The 20,461-nt window shown below is 73.4% G+C and carries 18 protein-coding genes; 8 read left to right on the top strand and 10 right to left on the bottom strand.

What is annotated here, in order from left to right; translation table 11 throughout:
- Positions 1-5 precede the first annotated feature (5 nt).
- Positions 6-734, top strand: coding sequence for a hypothetical protein (locus tag ACIBR0_RS03865; RefSeq protein ID WP_396712562.1), 729 nt, complete (start codon positions 6-8; stop codon positions 732-734).
- Between the two features lie 75 nt (positions 735-809).
- On the opposite strand, the gene ACIBR0_RS03870 is transcribed toward ACIBR0_RS03865, so the two are convergent.
- Complete coding sequence (locus ACIBR0_RS03870) at positions 810-1,010, bottom strand: DUF397 domain-containing protein (protein WP_396712563.1); 201 nt, start codon at positions 1,008-1,010, stop codon at positions 810-812.
- Positions 1,003-1,881, bottom strand: coding sequence for a helix-turn-helix domain-containing protein (locus tag ACIBR0_RS03875; RefSeq protein WP_396712564.1), 879 nt, complete (start codon positions 1,879-1,881; stop codon positions 1,003-1,005). Before ACIBR0_RS03875 ends, ACIBR0_RS03870 begins: the two co-directional genes overlap by 8 nt.
- A gap of 367 nt (positions 1,882-2,248) precedes the next feature.
- Here ACIBR0_RS03875 and ACIBR0_RS03880 point away from each other — a divergent pair, with 367 nt between their 5' ends.
- Positions 2,249-2,554 carry a DivIVA domain-containing protein gene (locus ACIBR0_RS03880; RefSeq protein ID WP_396712565.1) on the top strand — a complete coding sequence of 102 codons (306 nt, stop codon included), beginning with the start codon at positions 2,249-2,251 and terminating at the stop codon, positions 2,552-2,554.
- Between the two features lie 4 nt (positions 2,555-2,558).
- Positions 2,559-2,819: a hypothetical protein gene (locus tag ACIBR0_RS03885; RefSeq protein WP_396712566.1), complete on the top strand. Its 261-nt coding sequence runs from the start codon at positions 2,559-2,561 to the stop codon at positions 2,817-2,819.
- A 27-nt stretch (positions 2,820-2,846) separates the two neighbouring features.
- Here the strand turns inward: ACIBR0_RS03885 and ACIBR0_RS03890 are convergent, their stop codons facing one another.
- The 3 genes from ACIBR0_RS03890 to ACIBR0_RS03900 form a co-directional block, all read right to left on the bottom strand.
- Positions 2,847-3,689 carry an alpha/beta fold hydrolase gene (locus ACIBR0_RS03890; RefSeq protein ID WP_357033392.1) on the bottom strand — a complete coding sequence of 281 codons (843 nt, stop codon included), beginning with the start codon at positions 3,687-3,689 and terminating at the stop codon, positions 2,847-2,849.
- Positions 3,690-3,772: 83 nt separating this feature from the next.
- Positions 3,773-4,702, bottom strand: a complete 930-nt coding sequence (locus ACIBR0_RS03895; RefSeq protein WP_396712567.1) for a L,D-transpeptidase — start codon at positions 4,700-4,702, stop codon at positions 3,773-3,775.
- Positions 4,703-4,781: 79 nt separating this feature from the next.
- Complete coding sequence (locus ACIBR0_RS03900; RefSeq protein WP_396712568.1) at positions 4,782-6,227, bottom strand: alpha-amylase family protein; 1,446 nt, start codon at positions 6,225-6,227, stop codon at positions 4,782-4,784.
- A 290-nt stretch (positions 6,228-6,517) separates the two neighbouring features.
- Between ACIBR0_RS03900 and ACIBR0_RS03905 the strand changes: the two genes are divergently transcribed.
- From ACIBR0_RS03905 to ACIBR0_RS03920, 4 genes are all read left to right on the top strand, one after another.
- Entirely contained in the window at positions 6,518-8,179 is a 1,662-nt protein-coding gene (locus ACIBR0_RS03905; RefSeq protein ID WP_396712569.1) for a hypothetical protein, read from the top strand.
- A complete protein-coding gene (locus ACIBR0_RS03910) occupies positions 8,176-9,642 on the top strand; it encodes an NADH-ubiquinone oxidoreductase-F iron-sulfur binding region domain-containing protein (RefSeq protein ID WP_396712570.1) in 1,467 nt (488 codons plus the stop codon). The genes ACIBR0_RS03905 and ACIBR0_RS03910 overlap by 4 nt, the downstream gene beginning before the upstream one ends.
- 25 nt (positions 9,643-9,667) lie before the next feature.
- The gene (locus ACIBR0_RS03915) at positions 9,668-10,288 is read left to right on the top strand and encodes a redoxin domain-containing protein (RefSeq protein ID WP_396712571.1); all 621 of its coding nucleotides are present in this window, start codon (positions 9,668-9,670) and stop codon (positions 10,286-10,288) included.
- Between the two features lie 85 nt (positions 10,289-10,373).
- On the top strand, positions 10,374-12,203 hold the full coding sequence (locus ACIBR0_RS03920) for a glycoside hydrolase family 15 protein (protein ID WP_396712572.1): 1,830 nt from the start codon (positions 10,374-10,376) through the stop codon (positions 12,201-12,203).
- A 32-nt stretch (positions 12,204-12,235) separates the two neighbouring features.
- On the opposite strand, the gene serS is transcribed toward ACIBR0_RS03920, so the two are convergent.
- From serS to ACIBR0_RS03945, 5 genes are all read right to left on the bottom strand, one after another.
- On the bottom strand, positions 12,236-13,519 hold the full coding sequence (gene serS, locus ACIBR0_RS03925; RefSeq protein ID WP_396712573.1) for a serine--tRNA ligase: 1,284 nt from the start codon (positions 13,517-13,519) through the stop codon (positions 12,236-12,238).
- A gap of 80 nt (positions 13,520-13,599) precedes the next feature.
- Complete coding sequence (locus tag ACIBR0_RS03930; RefSeq protein ID WP_396712828.1) at positions 13,600-14,676, bottom strand: MerR family transcriptional regulator; 1,077 nt, start codon at positions 14,674-14,676, stop codon at positions 13,600-13,602.
- Positions 14,677-14,723: 47 nt separating this feature from the next.
- Positions 14,724-15,902: a saccharopine dehydrogenase family protein gene (locus ACIBR0_RS03935; RefSeq protein ID WP_396712574.1), complete on the bottom strand. Its 1,179-nt coding sequence runs from the start codon at positions 15,900-15,902 to the stop codon at positions 14,724-14,726.
- Between the two features lie 39 nt (positions 15,903-15,941).
- The gene (locus ACIBR0_RS03940; protein ID WP_396712575.1) at positions 15,942-17,099 is read right to left on the bottom strand and encodes an alcohol dehydrogenase catalytic domain-containing protein; all 1,158 of its coding nucleotides are present in this window, start codon (positions 17,097-17,099) and stop codon (positions 15,942-15,944) included.
- On the bottom strand, positions 17,096-17,536 hold the full coding sequence (locus tag ACIBR0_RS03945) for a hypothetical protein (protein WP_396712576.1): 441 nt from the start codon (positions 17,534-17,536) through the stop codon (positions 17,096-17,098). The genes ACIBR0_RS03940 and ACIBR0_RS03945 overlap by 4 nt, the downstream gene beginning before the upstream one ends.
- A 191-nt stretch (positions 17,537-17,727) precedes the next feature.
- Between ACIBR0_RS03945 and ACIBR0_RS03950 the strand changes: the two genes are divergently transcribed.
- A complete protein-coding gene (locus ACIBR0_RS03950; RefSeq protein WP_396712577.1) occupies positions 17,728-20,451 on the top strand; it encodes a LuxR C-terminal-related transcriptional regulator in 2,724 nt (907 codons plus the stop codon).
- Positions 20,452-20,461 lie beyond the last annotated feature (10 nt).

Below are 20,461 nucleotides of genomic sequence, written 5' to 3' on the forward strand. Positions count from 1 at the left end.
AGAGCATGTCGACGAGCCTGGAGAACTGGGACCACGCGCATGAGCTTTTGCTAAGTGTGATGCTTCCGCTGATACTCGGTCCTCCAGGTTCAGCCACCGCCTCCCTCCCGCGGCTTCGCGGAGTCGTTCGGGCGGACGACCGACGGTCCCGGGTGGCCCTCTCGGGCGACGCCTCGATGACGTCCGGCGTTGCTGTCGAGGTGTCGCTGCCAGACCTGTACCGCGACTGGACTCTGCACGACGTCGACGCGGTGCTGGCCCATGTACGTACCGTGCTGGTGGAGGCGACCGGCCATGCCGCGTCGCCTGCCACTCTCCGGACGGACTGCTACGGCAACACGCTGATCGCCTTATCGGCAGCCGAGATTGCCAGCGCGCGTCTCACCATCGCACCCGAGCAGACACTGCTTCATCTGTTTCACCTCATGCAACGCGGGCCGATCCGCGAGTCGGTGGATGACGTGTACGCGTTCACCGGGTTCATGCTTCATGGCGGCGATCGGTGCCGGATCTACATCCGCGTCCTCGAATCCGGGGTCTCGTACGGCCTCGACATTCCGCTGATAGATGGCAACGGCAATACGATCCTCGGTCTGTCGGCAGCCTTCGGGCAGGAACTCGCGATGAAGCTAGGCGCCGACGGTGTTCTCTATGAGCCCGTGGTGGACCAGGCCGACGACTACTGCGCGCTCGTATACCGCCTCGACAGTTGGATCGAACCACCACAGTCCTGATCAGGTCAGTGCGAGTCCGGCGGCTCAGCTCGGACCGGTGGCTGACGTCGCCGTAAGGCGAGCCTCATCGTCGATTCAGCGGCTCAGCGTCCCGTCCGTGATGGCGTGGACGAAGGTGGCCCAGGCAATCGGGTCGACGGTGAGGATCGGGCCGCTCGGGTCCTTGCTGTCGCGGAGCCCGACGACGCCGGGGAGGTTGTCGGCGACCTCGACGCAGTCGCCGCCGTTGTTGCTGCGGCTGGACTTGCGCCAGACGGCACCGGTCAGGTCAGGCACGGGAATACTCCTCTGCGACTTGCTGGATCAGGTTCTTCGATCGGGACTCGTTGAGGGCGCGGCGTGCCATGTCGGCCCAGATGGCATCGTAGGCGGCGATCTCATGGGGCTTGTCGAGGTAGATCGCCCCGGTCGCGGCCTCCAGGTAAGCCACCGGCGGTTCCACCTCCTTGCCGCTGCTGTCTCGGGGAAACTCCATGATCGAGAAGGCTCCGGCCATCGCCCCGGCGTGCAGTCCGGCAGAAAATGTCAGCACCTGGACGATTACGTTCGGTAGTTCGGCGGCCTTCAGGATCTGGTGTAGCTGCTCCGCCATGATCGTGGCGCTGCCCACCGGGCGGCGCAACACCGCTTCATTGAGTATCACGCTCAGTTGCGGAGCCGAGAACCTGGTGAGCAGCCCCTGTCGTTCGATCCGGAGTTGGACGGCGCGCTGCCGCTCGTCGCTGTCTCCGGCGTCGACCGAGCCGCCGGGCATTTTGAAGACCTGCTCGGCGTAGGCGCGGGTCTGGAACAGGCCGGGGACCAGTTCAGGCTGATACTTGCGGATGTCGGAGGCGGCGGCCTCCAGCCCGATGTAGAGCTGGAACCAGCGGGGCAGGCCGGAGCCGATGTAGTCGTGCCACCAGTTCTTGTTCTCCCGCGTGGCAGCTGCCATCGCAAGAACCAGCTCGGTGTCCTCATCGGAAGCGTCGTAGAGCCGGAGCATCTCCTTGACGTCCGCCGCCCGGAAGCGGACGTTCTCGGCGCCGCTCTCGATGCGGTAGAGGGTCGCCCTCGCCCGGTCCAGTTCCTCGGCTGCCTTCTCCATCGTCAGCCCGGCGGCCTTGCGAAGTGCTTCGAGCTTCCTGCCGAGCTGCCGCCGAAGCATGGTCGATCCCGTTACGGCCTGTGACACCCCTGCCTCCGATGGTCAGGTCACGGTTGACGCGCATCTGCCCAATTAAACGCCGCCGATGTATCAGAAACAATAGACACGTCACACTGCGTTCCACTAGCGATATCAGAGGCGTCGCAGGCGACTCTTGTTAGACGTTGCATTTGATGTGATGCGGTGCTTCACTGCCTCTGCGGCCATTGTGGAGTTGTCGCTGCTCAGTGGCTATGTGTGCCCTGCTGTCGTACCGCCGATCGAGGCTGCGGTGGCAGGTGCCGGGGTGGGTCCGTCGGTGCGGGGCGGGCCTGCGGGCCCGCCCCTTCCACAGTTCGATCTCGACGGTTGAGAGGCAGGTTCTGCCATGCGCGTCTTCTTCCGGCGTCCCCGGCGTCGCCAGCGGTCGGTTCTCGGGCCGACCTGCTACCGCTCGGCGGCCTACCATCCGTTGCGGCCGTGGCAGGTGCGCGAGCGGCGGTTCCGGGCGACGTCGCTCGGGCATCGCGGGCTCGACCCGGGCGAGGTGCGGGAGTTCCTCGACCGGGTGGCCGGCGACCTGGCCGTCGTCTACGACGCGCTCGCGCAGAGCCGGCGGGAGACCGAGCGGGTCAAGGACGCGCTGCGCCGCTGGCAGTCGGAGCAGGCGCGGGCCCGCAACGAGCGGGGGTAGGCCGGTGAGCGAGCGCTGGGTCATCCACCTGCCGGTGGTCGCCAACGATCTGCTCTCCGCCCAACGGCTGGCCCGGGTGGTGGCGCACTGGACGCACGTTCTACCGCAGACCGAGCCGGGCGGCACCACCGTCTCGGCCGAGGACGACCAGAACGTACGCCACTGGGCCTTTTGTGATCGCTTGATGCCCGGGGGTCTGCGCTGCCTGTTGCGGCCCGAGCACGACGGTGAGTGCTCCCTGCGGTACCGCAGGCGGGTCGTTTGACTTTTCTGACGCTCGTAGCCCTGTAGGTCACGGGCGGGGTGTCTCGCGGGCGATGGTCACCTCGCGGGGCAGGGCCGCCGCTCGTACCGCCCAGTCCAGCGCGTAGTCGGCGACCTTCTCCCACCCCGGCTGTCCCACCGTGAAGTGCGACCGCCCGGCGAACTCGTGGTACGCGGTCAGCGCCCGCGATTTCTGGTACAGCGCCGCGGTGCCGCGCACCACCGACGCGGGCACCACGTGGTCGGCCCCGCCGGCCAGGAGCAGCAGCGGGGCCCGGTCGTGACGGCCGGTGTCGACCCGCGCCGGCGAGTGGGGGTCGAGGTTGGCGAAGGCGCCCTCGAAGAGCACCCGGCCGGAGCCGGGCACCGCGTACCGTTCCCAGGCCCGGTCCGACTCCCGCCGGTCGAGGGTGTTGCCGAACGCGTAGTGGAAGTCGTCGGCGGTGAACGGCACGGCCCGGTGCCGGTTCGCCGGGTTGCGCAGGATCGAGAACCCCGACCGCAGGGTGCTCAGTGGCAGCTTGAGAACGCCCTTGGGCGCGGCCGGGTGGACCCCGACGGCCGCCGCGCCGAGGCCCCGGTCGACCAGGATCTGGGCGATCAGCCCGCCGAACGAGTGGCCCATGATCATCGGCGGTCTCGGCAGGCCCCGGATCAGCCGGTCGTAGTGGTCGGCGATCTCCCCGATGCTCTGCTGGGCGATCGGCGTGGGGTCCGCCCGGAGCTGTTCGACCTCGCCCTCCATGCCGGGCCAGGGGGAGGCCACCACGCGCAGGCCCCGGGCGGCGTACCGGTCGGCCCACCGCTCCCAGCTGCGTGACGTCATCCACAGCCCGTGGATCAGGACCACGGTGTCGGGCGCGAGGGCCATGGCGTCCCCTTCCGCTCGGCGTGCGGCGGCACCGCCGGTGCGACGGGCTCGGGGCGGTTACCCGTTCCGGGTGCCGGGAATCGTCAGGCGGTCGGCGGCGGGGCGGACAGTTCGTCCACCACGACGACGCTGGTGCCGGGACGTACCTCGGCGAGCAGTTCCCGCTGGCCGCTCCGGGTCAGCCGGATGCAGCCGTTGGTGGTGTTCTCGCCCAACTCGCCGTCGTGGTACCAGCTGTGCAGGCCGATGTGCGCGCCGCGCAGGCCGGCGGGGACCGCGTCCGGGTCGTCCGGCACGGCGCCGAGGGCGAAGATGTCGACGCCGCCGTACACCTCCTCCGGCGGCGGGGTCCGGCCCAGGACGAACGTGCGGCCCAGCGGGGTCTCCTGGCCCTGCTGTCCGAGGCTGACCTCCCAGGAGCGGACGGCCCGGCCGGCGCGGTACCAGGTCAGCCGGTGCGGCTTGCGCTCGACGACGATCTGGTCGCGCAGCGCGACGGTCGTGAAGCCGCCGGGGGGCAGCCACGCGAGGGTGCGGTTCGCCGAGGGGAGCAGCACCGCCGTCCAGCCCGCCCGGCGCTGGGCGATCGGCATGGTCACCTCGACGCCGCTGATGGTGGGGGCGAGGAACGCCAACGGCCGGCCGCCGGGCGCGGTGTAGGCGGCGATCCGGCGCGTCGGGTGCACCCCCTCGGTGAGCGGGGTGGTGTCCATGGTGTCCGGGTCGGCCGGGAAGCCGGCGGGTGCCGGGCCGTAGTCGACCACCGGCAGGCCGGCGGGCGCGGGCGCGGCGGGCGGCACGCTCTCCGCGGGGGTCGGGGTCGGTGCCGCCGTGGGCGACGCCGGCCCCTGCGCCGTCGGCCCCTGCGCCGCCGGCCGGGTCACCGTCGGGGGCGCCGGCTCCGGGGTCAGGGCCCAGCCCGTCGCACCGGCGGCCAGCAACAGCAGGGGTACGCCCACCGCCGCGCCGATCCAGCGGAACCGACGCGACGGGCTGATCCGGTCAAAAGGCACCAAACCACTGTACGACTCGGGCGTTAGGAAGGGCCCCTTGTTATGCAGATGGCGATAACAAGGGGCCCTTGCTTGCACTTCAGCTGAGGCGGGCGCCGATGTGGATGGCGACCGCGTCGTGGGCGGGGATGTTCGCGGCGAACCAGCCGTTGCCGTCCACCGTGATCACCGAGCCGCTGCACGAGCCGGCCGAGTAGGTGCCGTGGACGACGTCGCAGTACCGGCCCGCCGGGAGCCCGGCGTAGTAGGACCGGCCGTTGATCGCGTAGTCCTCGTCGTTGATGGTGATGAAGCCCTTGCCGCTCCGGCCGAAGGCGATGTGGTTGTTGCCGTTGTCGTACCAGTTGACGACGCCGGCGCCCTCGGTGGCGTTGCGGAAGCCGACCATGTTGGCGATGACGCCCCAACGGTGTTCGCACTCCCAGCCGGAGTAGCAGGCGGTGTTGAGGACCTTGCCACTGGAGTCCTGCGGCGGACCCTGGTCGCGCCCGCTGAAGGTGTAGCTGGACATGACCGTCGGCGAGCCGTACGGCCAGGCCAGCATGAAGGCGTTGGCCAGGGCGTAGATGCCCCGGTCCCGGTAGGTCAGCACGCCGGCCGCGTCGCGCTGGGTGTCGTGGTTGTCGACGAACACCGACGAGACCGAGCTGGGCAGGTGGCCCCAGCCCTCGCCGAAGTTGCGCAGGTAGGCGAGCTTCTCCGAGCGGAACACCCGGGCCAGGTCCTTGCCGTACCGGAACTCGTGCACGTCGCCGTTGCCGGTGTACTCGTTCGGCGTGATCGGCTCACCGGCGCCGTAGATGACCTCCTGCACGATGTACGCCGAGCGGGACAGCTTGCCCTTGATGGCGGCGATGTCCCCGGCCGGCATGTGCTTGCTGGCGTCCAGCCGGAAGCCGTCCACGCCGAGCGAGAGCAGGTCGTTCATGTACCCGGCGATCTTCGTCCGGACGTAGTCCGACTCGGTCTTCAGGTCGGAGAGGTTGACCAGCTCGCAGTTCTGCACCTGGTACCGGTCGCCGTAGCTGGTGATCTCGTTACCGGAGGTGCCGCAGTAGTGGAAGTCCTGCGACGAGTAGATGCCCGGGTAGTTGTAGTGCCCGTACGACGAGCCGGCCCAGCCGGTGCCGCCGTTGTCCTGGCCGGACATGTGGTTGATGACCGCGTCCACGATGACCTTCACGCCGGCGGCGTGGCAGGTGTCGACCATGGACTTGAACTGCGCCCGGGTGCCCCTGCGGGACTCGATCCGGTAGCTGACGGGCTGGTACGCCACCCACCACTCGGAGCGCTTGACGTGCTCCTGCGGCGGGGAGACCTGCACGTACCCGTAGCCCTTCGGGCCCAGGGTGCTCTGACACTCGCTCGCCACCGAGGACCAGTTCCACTCGAACAGGTTGGCGATGACCTTCTTGGTGCCGGCGGGAGACGCGGCGGCCGGGGGTGCCGTCACGACGGTCGGCAGGAGCAGGCTCGCGATCACGCCGAGGGCGGCGACCGCGGAGAAACATCGACGTCGATGCATCTGTGACTCCATACGGGGGTGATGGGGACGGGGTGGTGGTGCCAGGGGGAGGGGCTTCCAGTTGCCGGGATCTTGCAACTCGGCCTGAAATTTTCCGAAAGATTACAAGCGAGTTACAGGGGCTGTCAACGCATGGACATGCGTCACTACCGTCCGTCCGCGCATTGCGACACACCGGCCCGTACACGCGCCCGACCGCCGCGCGGTTCGACGGAGTGACGAGAAATTCTTCGCCTCGGGTGATCCGCCGGCCGCGCCCTTCCGTACAGGAGGGGGAGCAGGGTCGGCCGGTGGCGCGCCACCGCGAGACGATCGAGGAGCAGATGGCCCGGGCACAACAGAACCAGAAGGCCACGACGGTCCGGACCACCACCAGCAGCCGGGGGGTCCGCACGCGGTCCCGGGCGGCGGCGGTCCTGTTCGGTGTCTCCGCCCTCGCCGGGGCGTGGGCGGTCACCATGCTCACCGGCGTGGGCTCGACGGCGTACGCGTACGGCTTCTTCTTCACCGAGTTCTTCGCCGGGGTGATCACCCTGGTGTCGCTGAGTCTCACCGTGATGATGGGGCTGCTCGCCACCGACCGGCTGGTGCTGCTGATCCGGCACCGGGTGCTGCTGCAGTCGGCGCACCGGGCCACCGGCATCCTCGGCGTCGCCGGACTGGTCTTCCACGTACTGACGAAGATCGCCACCGGGCGGGCCTCCGCCACCGACGCGGTCGTGCCGTTCGTCGGGGGCCGGGGCCTCTACGTCGGCCTCGGCACGGTGGCCGCCCTGCTGATGGTGAGCGTGTTCTGGACCGGCATCATCCGCGCCCGCTTCGCGGGAGTGGGTCCGAAGTGGCTCTGGCGGACCCTGCACTCCGCCGCGTACCTCTCCTGGCCGTTCGGAATCTTCCACGGCCTCAACGCCGGCCGGCCCGCGGCGCCCTGGGTGATCGTCAGCTACCTCGCCTGCGTGCTGCTGGTCGTGCTGGCGCTGCTCGTCCGGCTCTCGGTGAGCCTGGGCCGGCGCAGCCGGGAGCAGCAGCAGGCCACCGCCATCAACAAGGCCATGGCCGCCCGGCCCGCCGAGGAGACCACCGGTCGGTCGCTGCTCAAGGGTCTCGGCCGGCGCGACAAGGAGAAGAAGACCGCGGAGCGGACGCCCGGGTGGGCCGACACCACCGCCGCCGGCTCGTGGACCGCGTCCGGCGGCCGGCGCCGTGACCCGGAACGGTTCACCGTGCCGGTGGTGCCCGAGGCCGGCTCCCTCCGGGAGCCGACCCGCCCCCCGCGCCGCCGCCGGGACGAGGAACCGGAGCCCGTCCCGGTCCGCTCCGGCCGGCGCCGGGACGACCTGGAGGCGCCCGCCGCCCGGTCCGCCCGACGGCGGGTGGAGGAGCCGGACGAGCCACGGTCGTCGCGCCGCCGCGACACCGAGCGCGAGCCGGTGGCAGCTCGGCGGTCCGAGGAGCGGTTGTCCCGCCGGGTCGAGGAGGAGCCCGCCCCGAGCGGTCGGCGCTACCGCGACGACGACGAGGTCGGCACCGGCCGCCGGTCGCGCGCCGACGTCCGGAGCCGCTACCCGGTGTCGCCGCCGGCCGGCCTCGAGGAGCCCGAGGAGCCGTGGGACAGCCCGCGGCGCTGGGAGACGACCTCGCCGATCTCGGCGGGACCGATCTCCGCGGGTCCCATCTCCGCCGGCCCGATCTCGGCCGCCCCGCGCAGCGGCAGTGGCCGGCACAGCGCCGAGGACGACCTGCCCGAGGCCGAGCCGGACTACTGGCGGCCGCCGGCCCGGTACGTTGCCGAGGACGTGCCGCCCGTCGACGACACCCCCACCCTGGTCGACCTCGCCTCCCGCCGCGCCCGCCGGGCCGCCGGGGACAGCCGCTCCGCCCGGCGCCGCCGCGCCAACGCCGCCGACGTCGACGGCGCGTACTGGGCCGGGCTGCGGGGTGAGGCGAAGTGATGCGTACGACGGTGCCCCCGGTCGCCTGCGTCGGTGAGCCCCGGCTCACCGCCGGCTTCGCCGAGTTCGGCCGCCTCGACCTGCTGGCCCACGAGGAGGTGCACGGCCCGATCGGGCCGATCGAGCCGGCCCACCTGCTCCGGCTCGCCGAGGGCGTCCAGCTCAAGGGCAAGGGCGGGGCCGGTTTCCCGTTCGCGAAGAAGCTGCGCGCCGTGCTGGAGTCCTGCGAGCGGCAGGACCTCGGTGCCGTCGTGGTCGTCAACGCCAGCGAGGGGGAGCCGGCCAGTTGGAAGGACAAGGTGCTGCTCACCCGAGCACCGCACCTGATCCTCGACGGGGCCGCCCTGGCCGCGTACGCGCTGGACGCCGAGGAGATCGTGATCGGGGTGGCCGACGACGGGGTGGGCCGCGACTCGCTGGCCGAGGCGCTCCAGGAACGCCGGATGCCGGTGGAGACCACCATCGTCACCGTGCCGCACCGGTTCATCTCCGGCGAGGGCGGCGCGCTGGTCAACGGGATCAACGGCCTGCCGCACATCCCGCCCGGCACGAAGAAGCGCTCCAGCGACTCCGGTGTCGGTGGACTGCCCACCCTGCTGTCCAACGCCGAGACGTACGCCCAGCTCGCGGTGGCCGCCCGGCTCGGACCGTACGAGTACGCGGCGCTCGGCACCGACGACGAACCCGGCACCGTCCTGCTCACCGTGACCGGCGCGGCGAAGCGGCCGGCGGTCGTGGAGTGTGCCGCCGGCACCCCGCTGCGGGAGATCCTCGACCTGTGCGAGGTGCCGGACTCGCAAGGCATCCTGGTGGGCGGCTACCACGGCAAGTGGATCACCCAGGAGGCGGCGGACCGGGCCGAGATCTCGCGCAAGGGCCTCGCCGCCGTCGGTGGCACCCTCGGCGCCGGCATCGTCGTTCCGCTCGGCACGGACACCTGCCCGCTGGGCGAGGCCGCGCAGGTGGTGCGTTACCTGGCCGGGGAGTCCGCCGGCCAGTGCGGTCCGTGCAGGATGGGCCTGCCGGACCTGGCCCGCGCCGTCGACCTGGCGGTGTCCGGCAGCGCGCCGGTGGAGGTGGTCCGGGCCGCCGCCGGCGACGTCAAGGGCCGGGGGGCGTGCAGCCACCCCGACGGTACGGCGCGGTTCGCGCTCTCGGCGATGGAGGTCTTCGCCGAGGACCTGCGCCTGCACACCACCGGCGACGGCTGCGGCCGGCGGGTCAAGGGCGTGATGGGCCTGCCCGGCGCGCCCGACGAGAACCCGCAGAAGCTCACCCTGGACTGGTCGCGCTGCGACGGGCACGGCCTCTGCGCGCACGTCGTACCGGACTTCATCCGGCTCGACGCCAACGGATACCCCGCCTTTCCGCCCACCCCCGTGCCGACCTGGCTGCGGGAGGGCGCGCTGAAGGCGGTCAAGGTCTGCCCCGAACTCGCGCTGCGGCTGTCCACGGTCGAGTAGCGCGCCCGTACGAAGGGAGACGCGGATGCTCCGCGTAGCGGTGAGCACCGGACGACCGGGCGGTCGGCGTGACCCGGCGTGGCGCGCCCGGCGGGCCGGCACGGCGGTGGCCCTGGTCGCCGCGCTGCTGGGCGCCGCGTCCTGCGGAAACGCCGACCGGGCCACGCCGGCCGCCGCCGCGACCGCCGCGACCGCGGCGCCGACGACCGGCGCGCCCTCGGCGGCGGCGGCGCCGGTCGCCGTGCCGGAGACCCTGCGCTTCACCGCGAGGACCCTCGACGGCGCGCCCTTCGACACCGGAGCGCTGGCCGGCAGGCCGGTGGTGCTGTGGTTCTGGGCGCCGTGGTGCGCCACCTGCGCGTCGCAGGCGTGGACGGTCGCCGAGGTGGCGCCGGCGTATCGGGACACCGTGCCGGTCATCGGTGTCGCCGGCCTCGGCGAGCAGCGCGCGATGAAGGACTTCGTGACCGAGTTCGAGCTGGCCGCCGTTCCGCAGCTCGACGACCGGACCGGCGCGCTGTGGCGGCGTTTCGAGATCGTCGAGCAGAGCACCTTCGTCATCATCGACCGCACCGGAAAGGTCGTGCACCAGGGGTTCCTCGACGGCGAGGACCTCACCCGCCGCCTGAAGGCCCTCGCCGCCTGACGCCGCGCCCGGCCGCGCGGCAGCGTGTGCGACCCGTCGCAACGGGTAACGCTGCGTACGCCACGCGAGGCCTGGGGAGGCTGTGATGGACACGTACCCCGCGGTGGAGGATCACGGCCTGATCGGGGACCTGCAGACGGCCGCGCTCGTGTCCCGGGACGGCACGCTCGACTGGTTCTGCGCGCCCCGTTTCGACTCGCCCAGCCTGTTCGCCGGTCTGCTCGACCGGCGACGCGGCGGACACTTCACGATCAGCCCGCACGAGGTCGACCACGTCTGCAAACAGCTCTACCTGCCCGGCACGCCGATCCTGATCACCCGTTTCCTCAGCGCCGACGGCGTCGCCGAACTGGTCGACTTCATGCCGGTGACCGGCGAGACGGTGACCGACCGGCACACGATCGTCCGGATGGTCCGCATCGTCCGAGGCTGCATGCGGCTGCGGATGGACTGCCAGCCGCGGTTCGACTACGGCCGGCAGACGCACACGGTGGAGTTCACTGGACACGGGACGGTCTTCCGGGGCCGGGACCTCTCCCTCACCGTCAACCCGGTCCGGCGTGGCCAACCGCTCCTCGACGAAGGGGACTTCGTCCGCGAGGAGGGCGGCGTCCGCATCGTCGGCACCCTCACCGAGGGAGATGTCGGGGGCGTGATCATGCATGCCGGGCCCGCCGAGTCGCCCCGTGTGGTGCATCCGGACGAGATCGAGGAGCTGTTCGCCGAGACCCGGGACTTCTGGCGGCGCTGGCTGGATCGCTCCCGCTACACCGGGCGGTGGCGGGAGATGGTGGAACGCTCCGCCATGACGCTCAAGCTGATGACGTACGCCCCGACCGGCGCGCTGGTCGCGGCGCCCACGGCCGGGCTGCCCGAGCGGATCGGCGGGGAACGGAACTGGGACTACCGCTACACGTGGATCCGCGACGCCTCGTTCTCGGTGCACGCCCTGCTCGGGCTGGGCTTCACCGACGAGGCGCGGCGGTACCTGGAGTGGATCAACGCGCGGATCACGGAGGCCGAGGAGAACCACGTACCGGTGCAGGTCATGTACCGCGTGGACGGTGGCCGCGACCTCTCCGAGGAGCTGCTGCCCCACCTGGAGGGCTACCGCGGGTCCGGTCCGGTCCGGGTCGGCAACGACGCCGCGACCCAGCTCCAGCTCGACATCTACGGCGAGACCATGAACTGCCTGCACCTGGCCGACTGCCACGGCCTACGCAGCTCCCACGACCACTGGCGGAACACGATTCGCATGATGAACTGGCTCTGCGACCACTGGGACCGGCCCGAGGACGGCATCTGGGAGACCCGGGCCGGTCGCCAGGACTTCACCTACGGGCGCCTCATGTCGTGGGTGGCGTTCGACCGGGCCATCCGCCTCGCCCGGCGCCTCGGCCGCCCGGCCGACCTGTCCCGGTGGGCGACCGCCCGCGACGCCGTGTACGACCAGATCATGAGCCGGGGATTCCACCGTGGACGGGAGGCGTTCGTCCAGCACTACGACACCGACGTGCTGGACGCCTCGCTGCTGAGCATGCCGGCGGTCGGGTTCGTCACGCCGGGCGACCCGATGTGGCAGTCGACCCTGCGGGCGATGGACGCCGAACTCGTGTCGGACACCCTCGTCTACCGCTACGACCCGGCCGTGTCACCCGACGGCCTGCCCGGTGACGAGGGCACGTTCACCATGTGCACCTTCTGGTACGTGCAGGCCCTCGCCCAGTCGGGTCGCCTCGATGACGCCCGGCTGGCGTTCGAGAAGATGCTCACCTACAGCAGCCAACTCGGTCTCTACTCCGAGGAGATCGCCCCGAGCGGCGAGCAGATCGGCAACTTCCCGCAGGCGTTCAGCCACCTGTCGCTGATCAGCACCGCGACCGTCCTGAACGAGATGCTCGACGCCCGCCGGTGACGCCGCCGCCGGGGACCGGCGGCGGCGCACACTCAGCGCGGGGTGAGGACGTCGGCTCCCAGGCGGTCGCGGAGGACCTCCGGAACCACGACCGAGCCGTCGGGCTGCTGGAACTGCTCCAGGATGGCCGGGAACAGCCGGCTGGTGGCCAGCGCCGAGCCGTTGAGCGTGTGCACGAAGCGGGTCTGCCTGCCGCCCGGCTCGCGGTAGCGGATGGCCGCCCGGCGGGCCTGGTAGTCACCGCCCCAGGAGACCGACGAGACCTCCTTGTACTTGCCGGTGCTCGGCATCCAGACCTCGATGTCGAGGGTCTTGCGCATCGCGGCGCTGGAGTCGCCGGCCGCCAGCAGGCTGGTCTGGTGGTGCAGGCCCAACCGCTCGACCAGGCTCTCCACGTGGGCGACCATCTCACCCAGCGCGGCGTCCGCCTGCCCCGGCAGCGTGAACTGGAAGATCTCCACCTTGTTGAACTGGTGACCCCGGACCGTGCCGCGTTCGTCCGAGTGCGAACCGGCCGCCTCCCGCCGGTAGCACGGCGTGTACGCGAACCGCTTCAGGGGCAGCGCGGCGGTCTCCAGGATCTCGTCCTGGTACGCGCCGAGGATCGCCGTCTCCGACGTCGGCAGCAGGAACTGGCCGCGCGGGGCGGACTGCCGGTCCAGGTGGTAGACGTCGTCGTAGAACTTGGGGAACTGCCCGGCGGCGAAGCCGGCGGTGTCCAGCAGCAGGTGCGGCGGGAGCAGGAACTCGTAACCCGCCCCGATGTTCTGGTCGATCAGCCAGTTGAGCAGCGCCCACTCCAGCCGCGCGCCCATGCCCGTGTACATCCAGAAGCCCGAGCCGCCGAGCTTGACGCCGCGCTCGTGGTCGACCAGCCCGAGCATCCGGCTCAGCTCGACGTGGTCGCGGAGCTTCTCGATCTCCGGCGGCGCGCCGAAGGTCCTGACGACCCGGTTGGCCTCCTTGCCGCCGGGCACCACGTCGTCGGCGGGCAGGTTGGGCAGCTCGCTCATCCGGTCCCGCAGGCGGCCCTGCACCTCGTCCAGCTCGGCCTCCAGCTCGGCGAGCTGCTTGCGGCCCGCCTCCGGGGCGGCCACCTCGGGCTCCCGGCCGGCCCGCTTGGCCTCCGCGTACGCCCGGGCCTCGGCCTTGCGGCGCTGGCGGTCGCCGTCGATCTCACTGATCAGGCTGCGCCGCTGCTGGTCGAGCTGCTGGATCTCGTCCAGCGCGCGGGTCACCTCCGCCGGGTCCAGTCGCTTGGCCAGCGCGGACGCCACCGCGTCGCGATCCTTCCGGATCAACTCCATGTCGAGCATGCTGCTCCGTACGCCTCCGTCCGGACGTCAGGTGAACCTCCCGATGCTACCGTCGCGGCCCTCGGGGCCCCGGCCCGGTGTCAGAGCCGGATCGGCATCAGCATCGAGAAGGACCTGTCGTCGTCGGCGCGGCGGACGGCCAGCGGGGTGATCGGCCCGTCCAGCTCCAGCACCAGTTGGCCGTCGCCGGCCGCGTCGAGGGCCTGGAGCAGGTACGCGCCGTTCACCCCGACCCGGAACCCGTCCGCCGGGTTGTCCACCTCGTCGGAGCCCAACAGCCGTACCCCGCCCCGCCCGTCCGGGCCGAGCACCGTGACGGCCAGGTCCGCCCCCTCGTGCCGCCGGCGGACCACCGGGGCGTCCGCGCCGGTCAGCGCCGCGCGCAGGGCCGCCACGTCGACGGTCACGCGGTGCGCCGGGCCGTCGGCCGGTGCCGTCCGCGTCAGGCGGCGCCAGTCCGGGAAGTCGTACGGCAGGACGGCGGCGGACACCGTACGCCCGGCCACGGCGACCTCGACGGTGCCGGCGGTCACGGTCAGGTGCGCCTCCGGAGTGCTCCCGGCACCCGTGTCGAGCAGGACGCGCGCCTCGTCGACGAGCCCGACCGGGACGAGGACCGCCGCGGCCGGACCGTCGAGACGGCCGGGAGCGTGTGCCACCGCGAGCCGGTGGCGGTCGGTGGCGACCAGCCGGACACCGTCGGGGCCGGCGTCGAGGAGCACGCCGGTGAGCACCGGCAGGTCGGGGTCGGTGCCGACGGCGAAGCGGACGGCGTCCACGGCGACGGCCAGGGCGGCGCGGGACACGACGATGCGGGTGGTCACGAGTTGCTCCTCGGGATCGATGAGGGTGCGGATCCGGGAGAGCTCGCGGCGGGCGTCGGCGAGGCCGTCCTCCAGCCGGCGCAGGTGCGCGTCCAGCAGGCGGTGCACGGCGGCCGGCTCGGCGCGTACCGCGGCGGCGATCCCGGCGACCGGCATGCCGACCCGGCGCAGCCCGGCGACCAGCCGCGCCGGCCGCACCTGGTCGTCGGTGTACCAGCGGTAGCCGGTGACCGGGTCGACCAGGGCCGGCACCAGTACGCCCGCCGAGTCGTAGAACCGCAGGGCGCTGACCGTCAGGCCGCTGGCCCGGGCCAGCTCGCCGATGCTGCGCAGGTCGCTCTCCACGACGACTGATCCTGTCCCCTCAAGCTGGTCGAGGGTCAACCGTCCTGCACCACGCGGAAGGTCATGCCCGCCTTCACCAGCCGGTCCAGCAGCGCGTCGCCCATCGCCGTCACCGGGGTCACCTGGCCCGAGGTGGCCGGCAGGTCGTCCAGCGCGAGGCACAGCGCCGACTCGGCGAGCATCTTCGCCGTCTCGTCGTAACCGGGGTCGCCGCCGGACACCTCGGTCACCACCCGACGGCCGCCGCCGGTGCCCACGAACCGCACCCGGAACCAGGACTTGGCCCGCTGCTCCGGCGTCGGCCCCTGGCCGGAGGCGAGCCGGCCCAGCAGCCAGCGCCGCGTCGGAGGCACCTTCACCAGCCCGACCAGGCCGGCGAACCCCGCACCGGCGATGAGGATCGTCGGCAGCCGCTTCACCGCCGCGAAGTGCCGGTAGCGGAAGTCCGGGCCGTACTCCGGGCGGGCGGCGGCCGAGCGGCGGACCACCTGCGGGTCGATGGTGGGCAGCGGCACCGCCCACCTGCCGATGTCCTTCGAGCGGCCGACCTTCCCCGGTACGGCGCGTACCCGGCGACCCTCCGGCCGGGGCTCGACCGCCCGGCGCTCCTTCGCGGCCCGGCTCGTCTCACCGGTACGCGAGAACGCCGTCAGCGCCGAGTGGTAGGTGCCGGCGGAGAACCTGCCGCCGGCCCGGACGTACCCGTCGACGGTGACCGGCCCGTCGGTGGGCAGGTGCTTGAGCGTGTACCAGACGCCCAGGTCGTGCGGGACCGAGTCGAAGCCGCAGGTGTGCACCAGCCGGGCTCCGGTGCGCACCGCCTCGGCGTGGTGCCGCACGTACACGGTGTCGACGAACTCCGGCTCACCGGTGATGTCCAGGTAGTCGGTGCCGGCCCGGGCGCAGGCCGCGACGAGCGGCTCGCCGTGGTGCACGTACGGCCCGACGGTGGTGGCGACGACGCGGGCGCTCTCCGCCACCGCCCGCAGCGACTCCGCGTCGGTCACGTCGGCGGTGAGCAGGGGCAACCCGGCCAGGTCCGGGTCGATCGCGGCGAGCCGTCCGCGGACCGTCGCGAGCTTCTCCGGGTTGCGTCCGGCGAGCGCCCAGCGCAGCCCGGGTGGCGCGTTGCGGGCCAGGTACTCCGCGGTGAGCGCCCCGGTGAAGCCGGTCGCGCCGAACAGGACGAGGTCGTACGGGCGGTCGTCACGCATCCGCCGAGTCTGCCACCCGCCCGGCCGCCGGTCACGGGGCTACGGCAGCAGGACCGTGCGGACGCAGCCGTCGGCCCGGTCGCGGAACAACGCGTACCCCTGCGGCCCCTGCTCCAGCGGCAGCTCGTGGGTGGCCAGGTGCTCGGTGCGCAACTCGCCCGAGGTCATCCGCTCCAGCAGCATGGGGATGTAGCGCTGCCCGTGCTGCCGGGCACCCCGCACGGTGAGCCCCTTGGCGGTGACCGCGCCGAGCGGGAAGGCGTCCACGAAGCCGGTGAACTCGCCGAGCACGAACACGGACCCGCCCTTGCGGCAGGCGTGCACCGCCTCGCGTACCGCGTCGGGTCGCTCCGGACGGCCGGTGAACCGATCCGCCAGGGACCGGGGCGTGTCACCGTCCCAGCCCGCGCCGACCGCCTCGACGCACACGTCCGGTCCCCGGCCGCCGGTGCGTTCCCGCAGCTCGGCGGGGACGTCGGCGAGCGAGTAGTCGATCGTCTCCGCGCCGGCGTGCCGCCGGACCATCCGCAGCCGGTCAGGGTGCCGGTCGACGACGATGACCCGTTCCGCGCCGAGCAGGGCCGCGGCCCGGGCGGTGAGCTGCCCGACCGCGCCGGCCCCCCACACCGCCACCACGTCCCCCGGGCGTACGCCGCCGAGGTCGGCGGCCATCCAGGCGGCCGGTGCGGCGTCGGAGGCGAACAGCGCCCGGTCGTCCTCCACCGCCTCCGGGACGGTGAAGGCCCCGACGTCGGCGTACGGGACGCGGACGTACTCGGCGTGGCTGCCGGCGAACCCGCCCATCGCCCGGGGCTGCCCGAACGCCCCGCCGGTCGGGTGTCCCCAGGACTCCTCGGCGACCGCCGGGTCAGCGCTGCCGTTGTCGCAGCAGGCGAAGAGGTCGCGCCGGCAGTACCAGCAGGCGCCGCAGGCCACCCCGGCACACACCACCACCCGGTCGCCCACCCGGTGCCGGCGCACCTCCGGACCCACCTCGACCACCTCGCCGAGGAACTCGTGCCCGAGCACGTCCCCGACGGCCAGGTACGGCACGCGGCCGGCGAGCAGCGGCAGGTCACCCCCGCAGGTGGCGCTGCGCCGTACCCGCACGACGGCGTCGTGGCCGTTTCGCAGCTCCGGGTCGGGCACCTCGCGTACCTCCAGCTCGCCGGCACCCACCCAGCACAGCGCCCTCATCCCGGCGGCCCCGCGCGGTCCATGGCCGGGCGGTCCGCGCGCAGCACCTCGCCGGTCTCGGCGAGCTGCTTGGCCTGCCGCAGCGCCGTCCGGATCGGCCGCCCGGGGTCGTCACCGGCGGTGTGGGCGGCGAGCCCGGCGGGCGTCGCGCCGGCCCGCGGTCGGGCGGCCAGCTCGGTGCCCCGGCACCCCGGCGCCGGCCGGACCTCCACCTGCACAGCGTTGCCGAGCCGGCGCAGCGGCTCCGCCCACCGTCCGCCGGGCAGCACCTCGCCGGGCGCGCGGTCGACCGTGACGACCTGCCAGCGTCCGGGCCGCGGGTCCGTCCCGGCCGCGCGGGGCCAGCTTCTCCGACGGCGTACGCGCAGCGCCCGCGCCGCCACCGCGCCGGCCGCCCACGCGACGGCGACGCCGGTCGTCCGTGCGATCCGTCCCACCGTTCCTCCCCGCCGGTCGCCCAGGGTGCCGTTGTCCGGTCCGCCGGTGCGGTGCCGTCCCGCGAACCTCTCCAGGGTCGGGCGGGGCGGGGTGAAGCCGGTTCCCCCGGAAGGGGTGAACCCGGCCGGGCGGGGTAACCGCGGGCCGCAGGACCTGGGGAGCGGCACGAGTCCGTTGGGGGTGTGGCCGAGTGCCGGAGGACCGTGGGAAGACAGGGGTCGCCGCGACCACGGCCGGTACGCCGCTGCTGGCGTCCCGGATGGCGCCACCGCCGCTGCCGGAACCGGTGGTCCTCCGGCCCCGGCTGCTGCGGGCGCTGGACGAGGGGACCGCCGGGCCGGTCACCCTGGTCTCCGCGCCCGCCGGCTGGGGCAAGACGACACTGCTCGCCTCGTGGTGGCACGCCGTCGCGGGGGCCGGCCCGGGTGCGGGTGTCGGATGGGTCGCCGTGGAGGCCGGTGACGACTCCGACCGGCTCTGGACCTACCTCGCGGCGGCGCTGCGCGCGGCCACCCGGGAGACCGACGGCCGGTCCGAGCCGCCGCTGCCCGACCGGTCCCCGCGGCCGGACCAGTTGGAGCTGCTGGCCGTGGCGCTCGCCGCCCGGGAGCAGCCGGTCCTGCTGGTCCTCGACGACCTGCACCGGATCACCGACCCGGCGGCGCTGACCGGGCTGGAGTTCCTGCTCCGGCATGCCGAGGGACGGCTGCGGCTGCTGGTCGGCGCGCGGGCCGGGCTGCCGCTGGCGGTGCACCGGCTGCGGTTGGCCGGCGAGCTGACCGAGGTCGGCCCGGACGAGCTGGCGTTCACCGGCGACGAGATCGCCGACCTGCTGACCGCCCACGGGGTGGTGCTTCCGGTGGCCGGGGTGCGCCGGCTGCGGGAACGCACCGGGGGCTGGCCGGCCGCGCTCCGGTTCGCCGCGTTGGCGCTGCGCGGGCGGCCCGATCCGGCCCGCTGGGTCGAGCAGTTCGGGGGTGACCAGCCGGACGTGGCCGGCTACCTGAACGAGGAGGTGCTCGCGGGCCTGGACTCCGAGACCCGGGACGTGCTGCGGCGTACCGCCGTGGCCGACACGGTCTGCACCGGCCTCGCCGATGCGCTCACCGGGCGCGCCGACACCGAGGAGACCCTGGCCGGCCTCGCCAGTGACGGCGGCCTGCTGCGCCGGGACGACAGCCGCCCACCCTGGTACCGCTGCCACCCGCTGCTGGCCGACCTGCTGCACGCCGAGCTGGCCCGGCTGCCGGCCGACGAGCTGCGTGAGCTGCACCTGCGGGCGACGGGCTGGTACGCCGACAACGGCCGTCCGGCCGACGCCCTGCGGCACGCGCTGCACGCCGGGGAGTGGACCCGGGCCACCGACCTGTTCGTCGCCCGCTGGCCGGAGCTGGCCCCCTACGACGGCGACGGGCCGACCGGCCCGGCGCCCGCGCCCCCGCCGGCGGACGCGGTGCGGCACGACCCGGAGCTCGCCCTGGCCTGCGCCGCCGAGCGGGCCCACGCCGGGGACGGCGACGCGGCGGCGGGTCACCTGCGGATGGCGGTGGAGGCCGCCCGGTCGCTGCCGGCGCCCCGCCGGGACCGGTTCCGGTCGCTGGCCGCCGCCGTGGAGCTGGCCCTGGCCCGGCTCGCCGGAGACCCGTCCGGGGTACGCGCCGCGGCCGACCGGCTGCGCGCCGCCCACCCGCCCGCACCCCTGCCGGCCGAACCCCGGGGCGGTGACGCCGTCACCGACGCCGACGTGCGGGCGGTCACCGAGACCGCCCTCGGACTGGCCGACCTGGCCGACGGGGACCTGCGGGCCGCCGCCGCGGCCTTCGCCCGGTCGGTGTCCACCTCGCGGGAGGCGGGCCGGCTCCGGACCGAACTCGTCGGCGCGAGCCGGGCGGCGTTGCTGCACGCGGTCCGGGGCGACCTGCGGGCCGCCGAGGACCTCGCCCGGGAGGCGTTGGCCCTGCCGCCCTGCCACGGCTGGGCGTGCCGGTTGGACTGCGGCTACGCGTACCTGGCGCTGGCGGTGGTGGCGCTGCACCGGGACCAGCCGGAGGAGGCCGAGGCGAACCTGGCGCTGGCGGCCCCGGCGACCGGCGAGGCACCGGCCGGCGCGGTGGCGGCGCTGTGCCGGGCGCACCTGCTGCGCGACGCCGGTGACCTCGCCGGCGGGCACCGGACGCTGGTCGAGGCCCGCGAACGGCTCGCCGACCGGCCCGGCGCGGGAGAGCTGACGCACTGGCTGATCGCCGCCGAGGCGGACGTGCGCGGTGCGCGGGGCGACCTGGACACGGCCCGCAGCCTGCTCGCCGACCGGGTACGCGACGGCGCCGCGCCGGTCGAGTCACTGGCGGTCGCGCTGGCCCGGGTCGAGCTGCGTGCCGGCGACCCCCGGGCAGCCGACCGCACGCTGCCGGACTGGCAGGCGCCGGAGGCGGCGGACTGGCCGCTGCCGGTCCGGCTGGACGCCGCGGTGCTGGACGCGGTGCTGGCCCGGCGCGCCGCCGACGACCGGCGGGCGGGGCGGATCCTGGAGCGGGCACTGGACCTCGCCGCGCCGGAGGGCTACCGCCGGCCCTTCACCCGCGCCGAGCCCGGCGTGCGGGACCTGCTCGCCGCGCACCTCGACGCCGGCACCGCGCACTGGCCGACGGTCAGCGACCTGGTGCGCGGCGTCGACGAGCCGCCCGACGGCCCCCCGCCGGGGCCGGGTCCGGCGGAGCTGGACGAGCCGCTGACGGAGCGGGAGCTGACCATCCTGCGGTACCTGCAGAGCATCCTGTCCAATGTGGAGATCGCCGCCGAGCTGTCCCTGTCGGTCAACACGGTGAAGACCCACGTCCGCAACATCTACCGCAAGCTCGACGCGACCCGTCGCCGGGACGCCGTCCGCCGCGCCCGCGACCTCCACCTGATCTGATCCCGCCCTC

Source organism: Micromonospora sp. NPDC049497, assembly GCF_044465805.1.
Classification (GTDB): Bacteria; Actinomycetota; Actinomycetes; order Mycobacteriales; family Micromonosporaceae; genus Micromonospora.

What these genes read in the sequence shown, in the direction of transcription:
- ACIBR0_RS03865 (WP_396712562.1), top strand. Translation starts at nt 6, where the DNA reads ATGTCGACGAGCCTGGAGAACTGGGACCACGCGCATGAGCTTTTGCTA.
- ACIBR0_RS03875 (WP_396712564.1), bottom strand. Translation starts at nt 1,881, where the DNA reads ATGCTTCGGCGGCAGCTCGGCAGGAAGCTCGAAGCACTTCGCAAGGCC.
- ACIBR0_RS03880 (WP_396712565.1), top strand. Translation starts at nt 2,249, where the DNA reads ATGCGCGTCTTCTTCCGGCGTCCCCGGCGTCGCCAGCGGTCGGTTCTC.
- ACIBR0_RS03890 (WP_357033392.1), bottom strand. Translation starts at nt 3,689, where the DNA reads ATGGCCCTCGCGCCCGACACCGTGGTCCTGATCCACGGGCTGTGGATG.
- ACIBR0_RS03900 (WP_396712568.1), bottom strand. Translation starts at nt 6,227, where the DNA reads ATGCATCGACGTCGATGTTTCTCCGCGGTCGCCGCCCTCGGCGTGATC.
- ACIBR0_RS03915 (WP_396712571.1), top strand. Translation starts at nt 9,668, where the DNA reads ATGCTCCGCGTAGCGGTGAGCACCGGACGACCGGGCGGTCGGCGTGAC.
- ACIBR0_RS03920 (WP_396712572.1), top strand. Translation starts at nt 10,374, where the DNA reads ATGGACACGTACCCCGCGGTGGAGGATCACGGCCTGATCGGGGACCTG.
- serS (WP_396712573.1), bottom strand. Translation starts at nt 13,519, where the DNA reads ATGCTCGACATGGAGTTGATCCGGAAGGATCGCGACGCGGTGGCGTCC.
- ACIBR0_RS03935 (WP_396712574.1), bottom strand. Translation starts at nt 15,902, where the DNA reads ATGCGTGACGACCGCCCGTACGACCTCGTCCTGTTCGGCGCGACCGGC.
- ACIBR0_RS03940 (WP_396712575.1), bottom strand. Translation starts at nt 17,099, where the DNA reads ATGAGGGCGCTGTGCTGGGTGGGTGCCGGCGAGCTGGAGGTACGCGAG.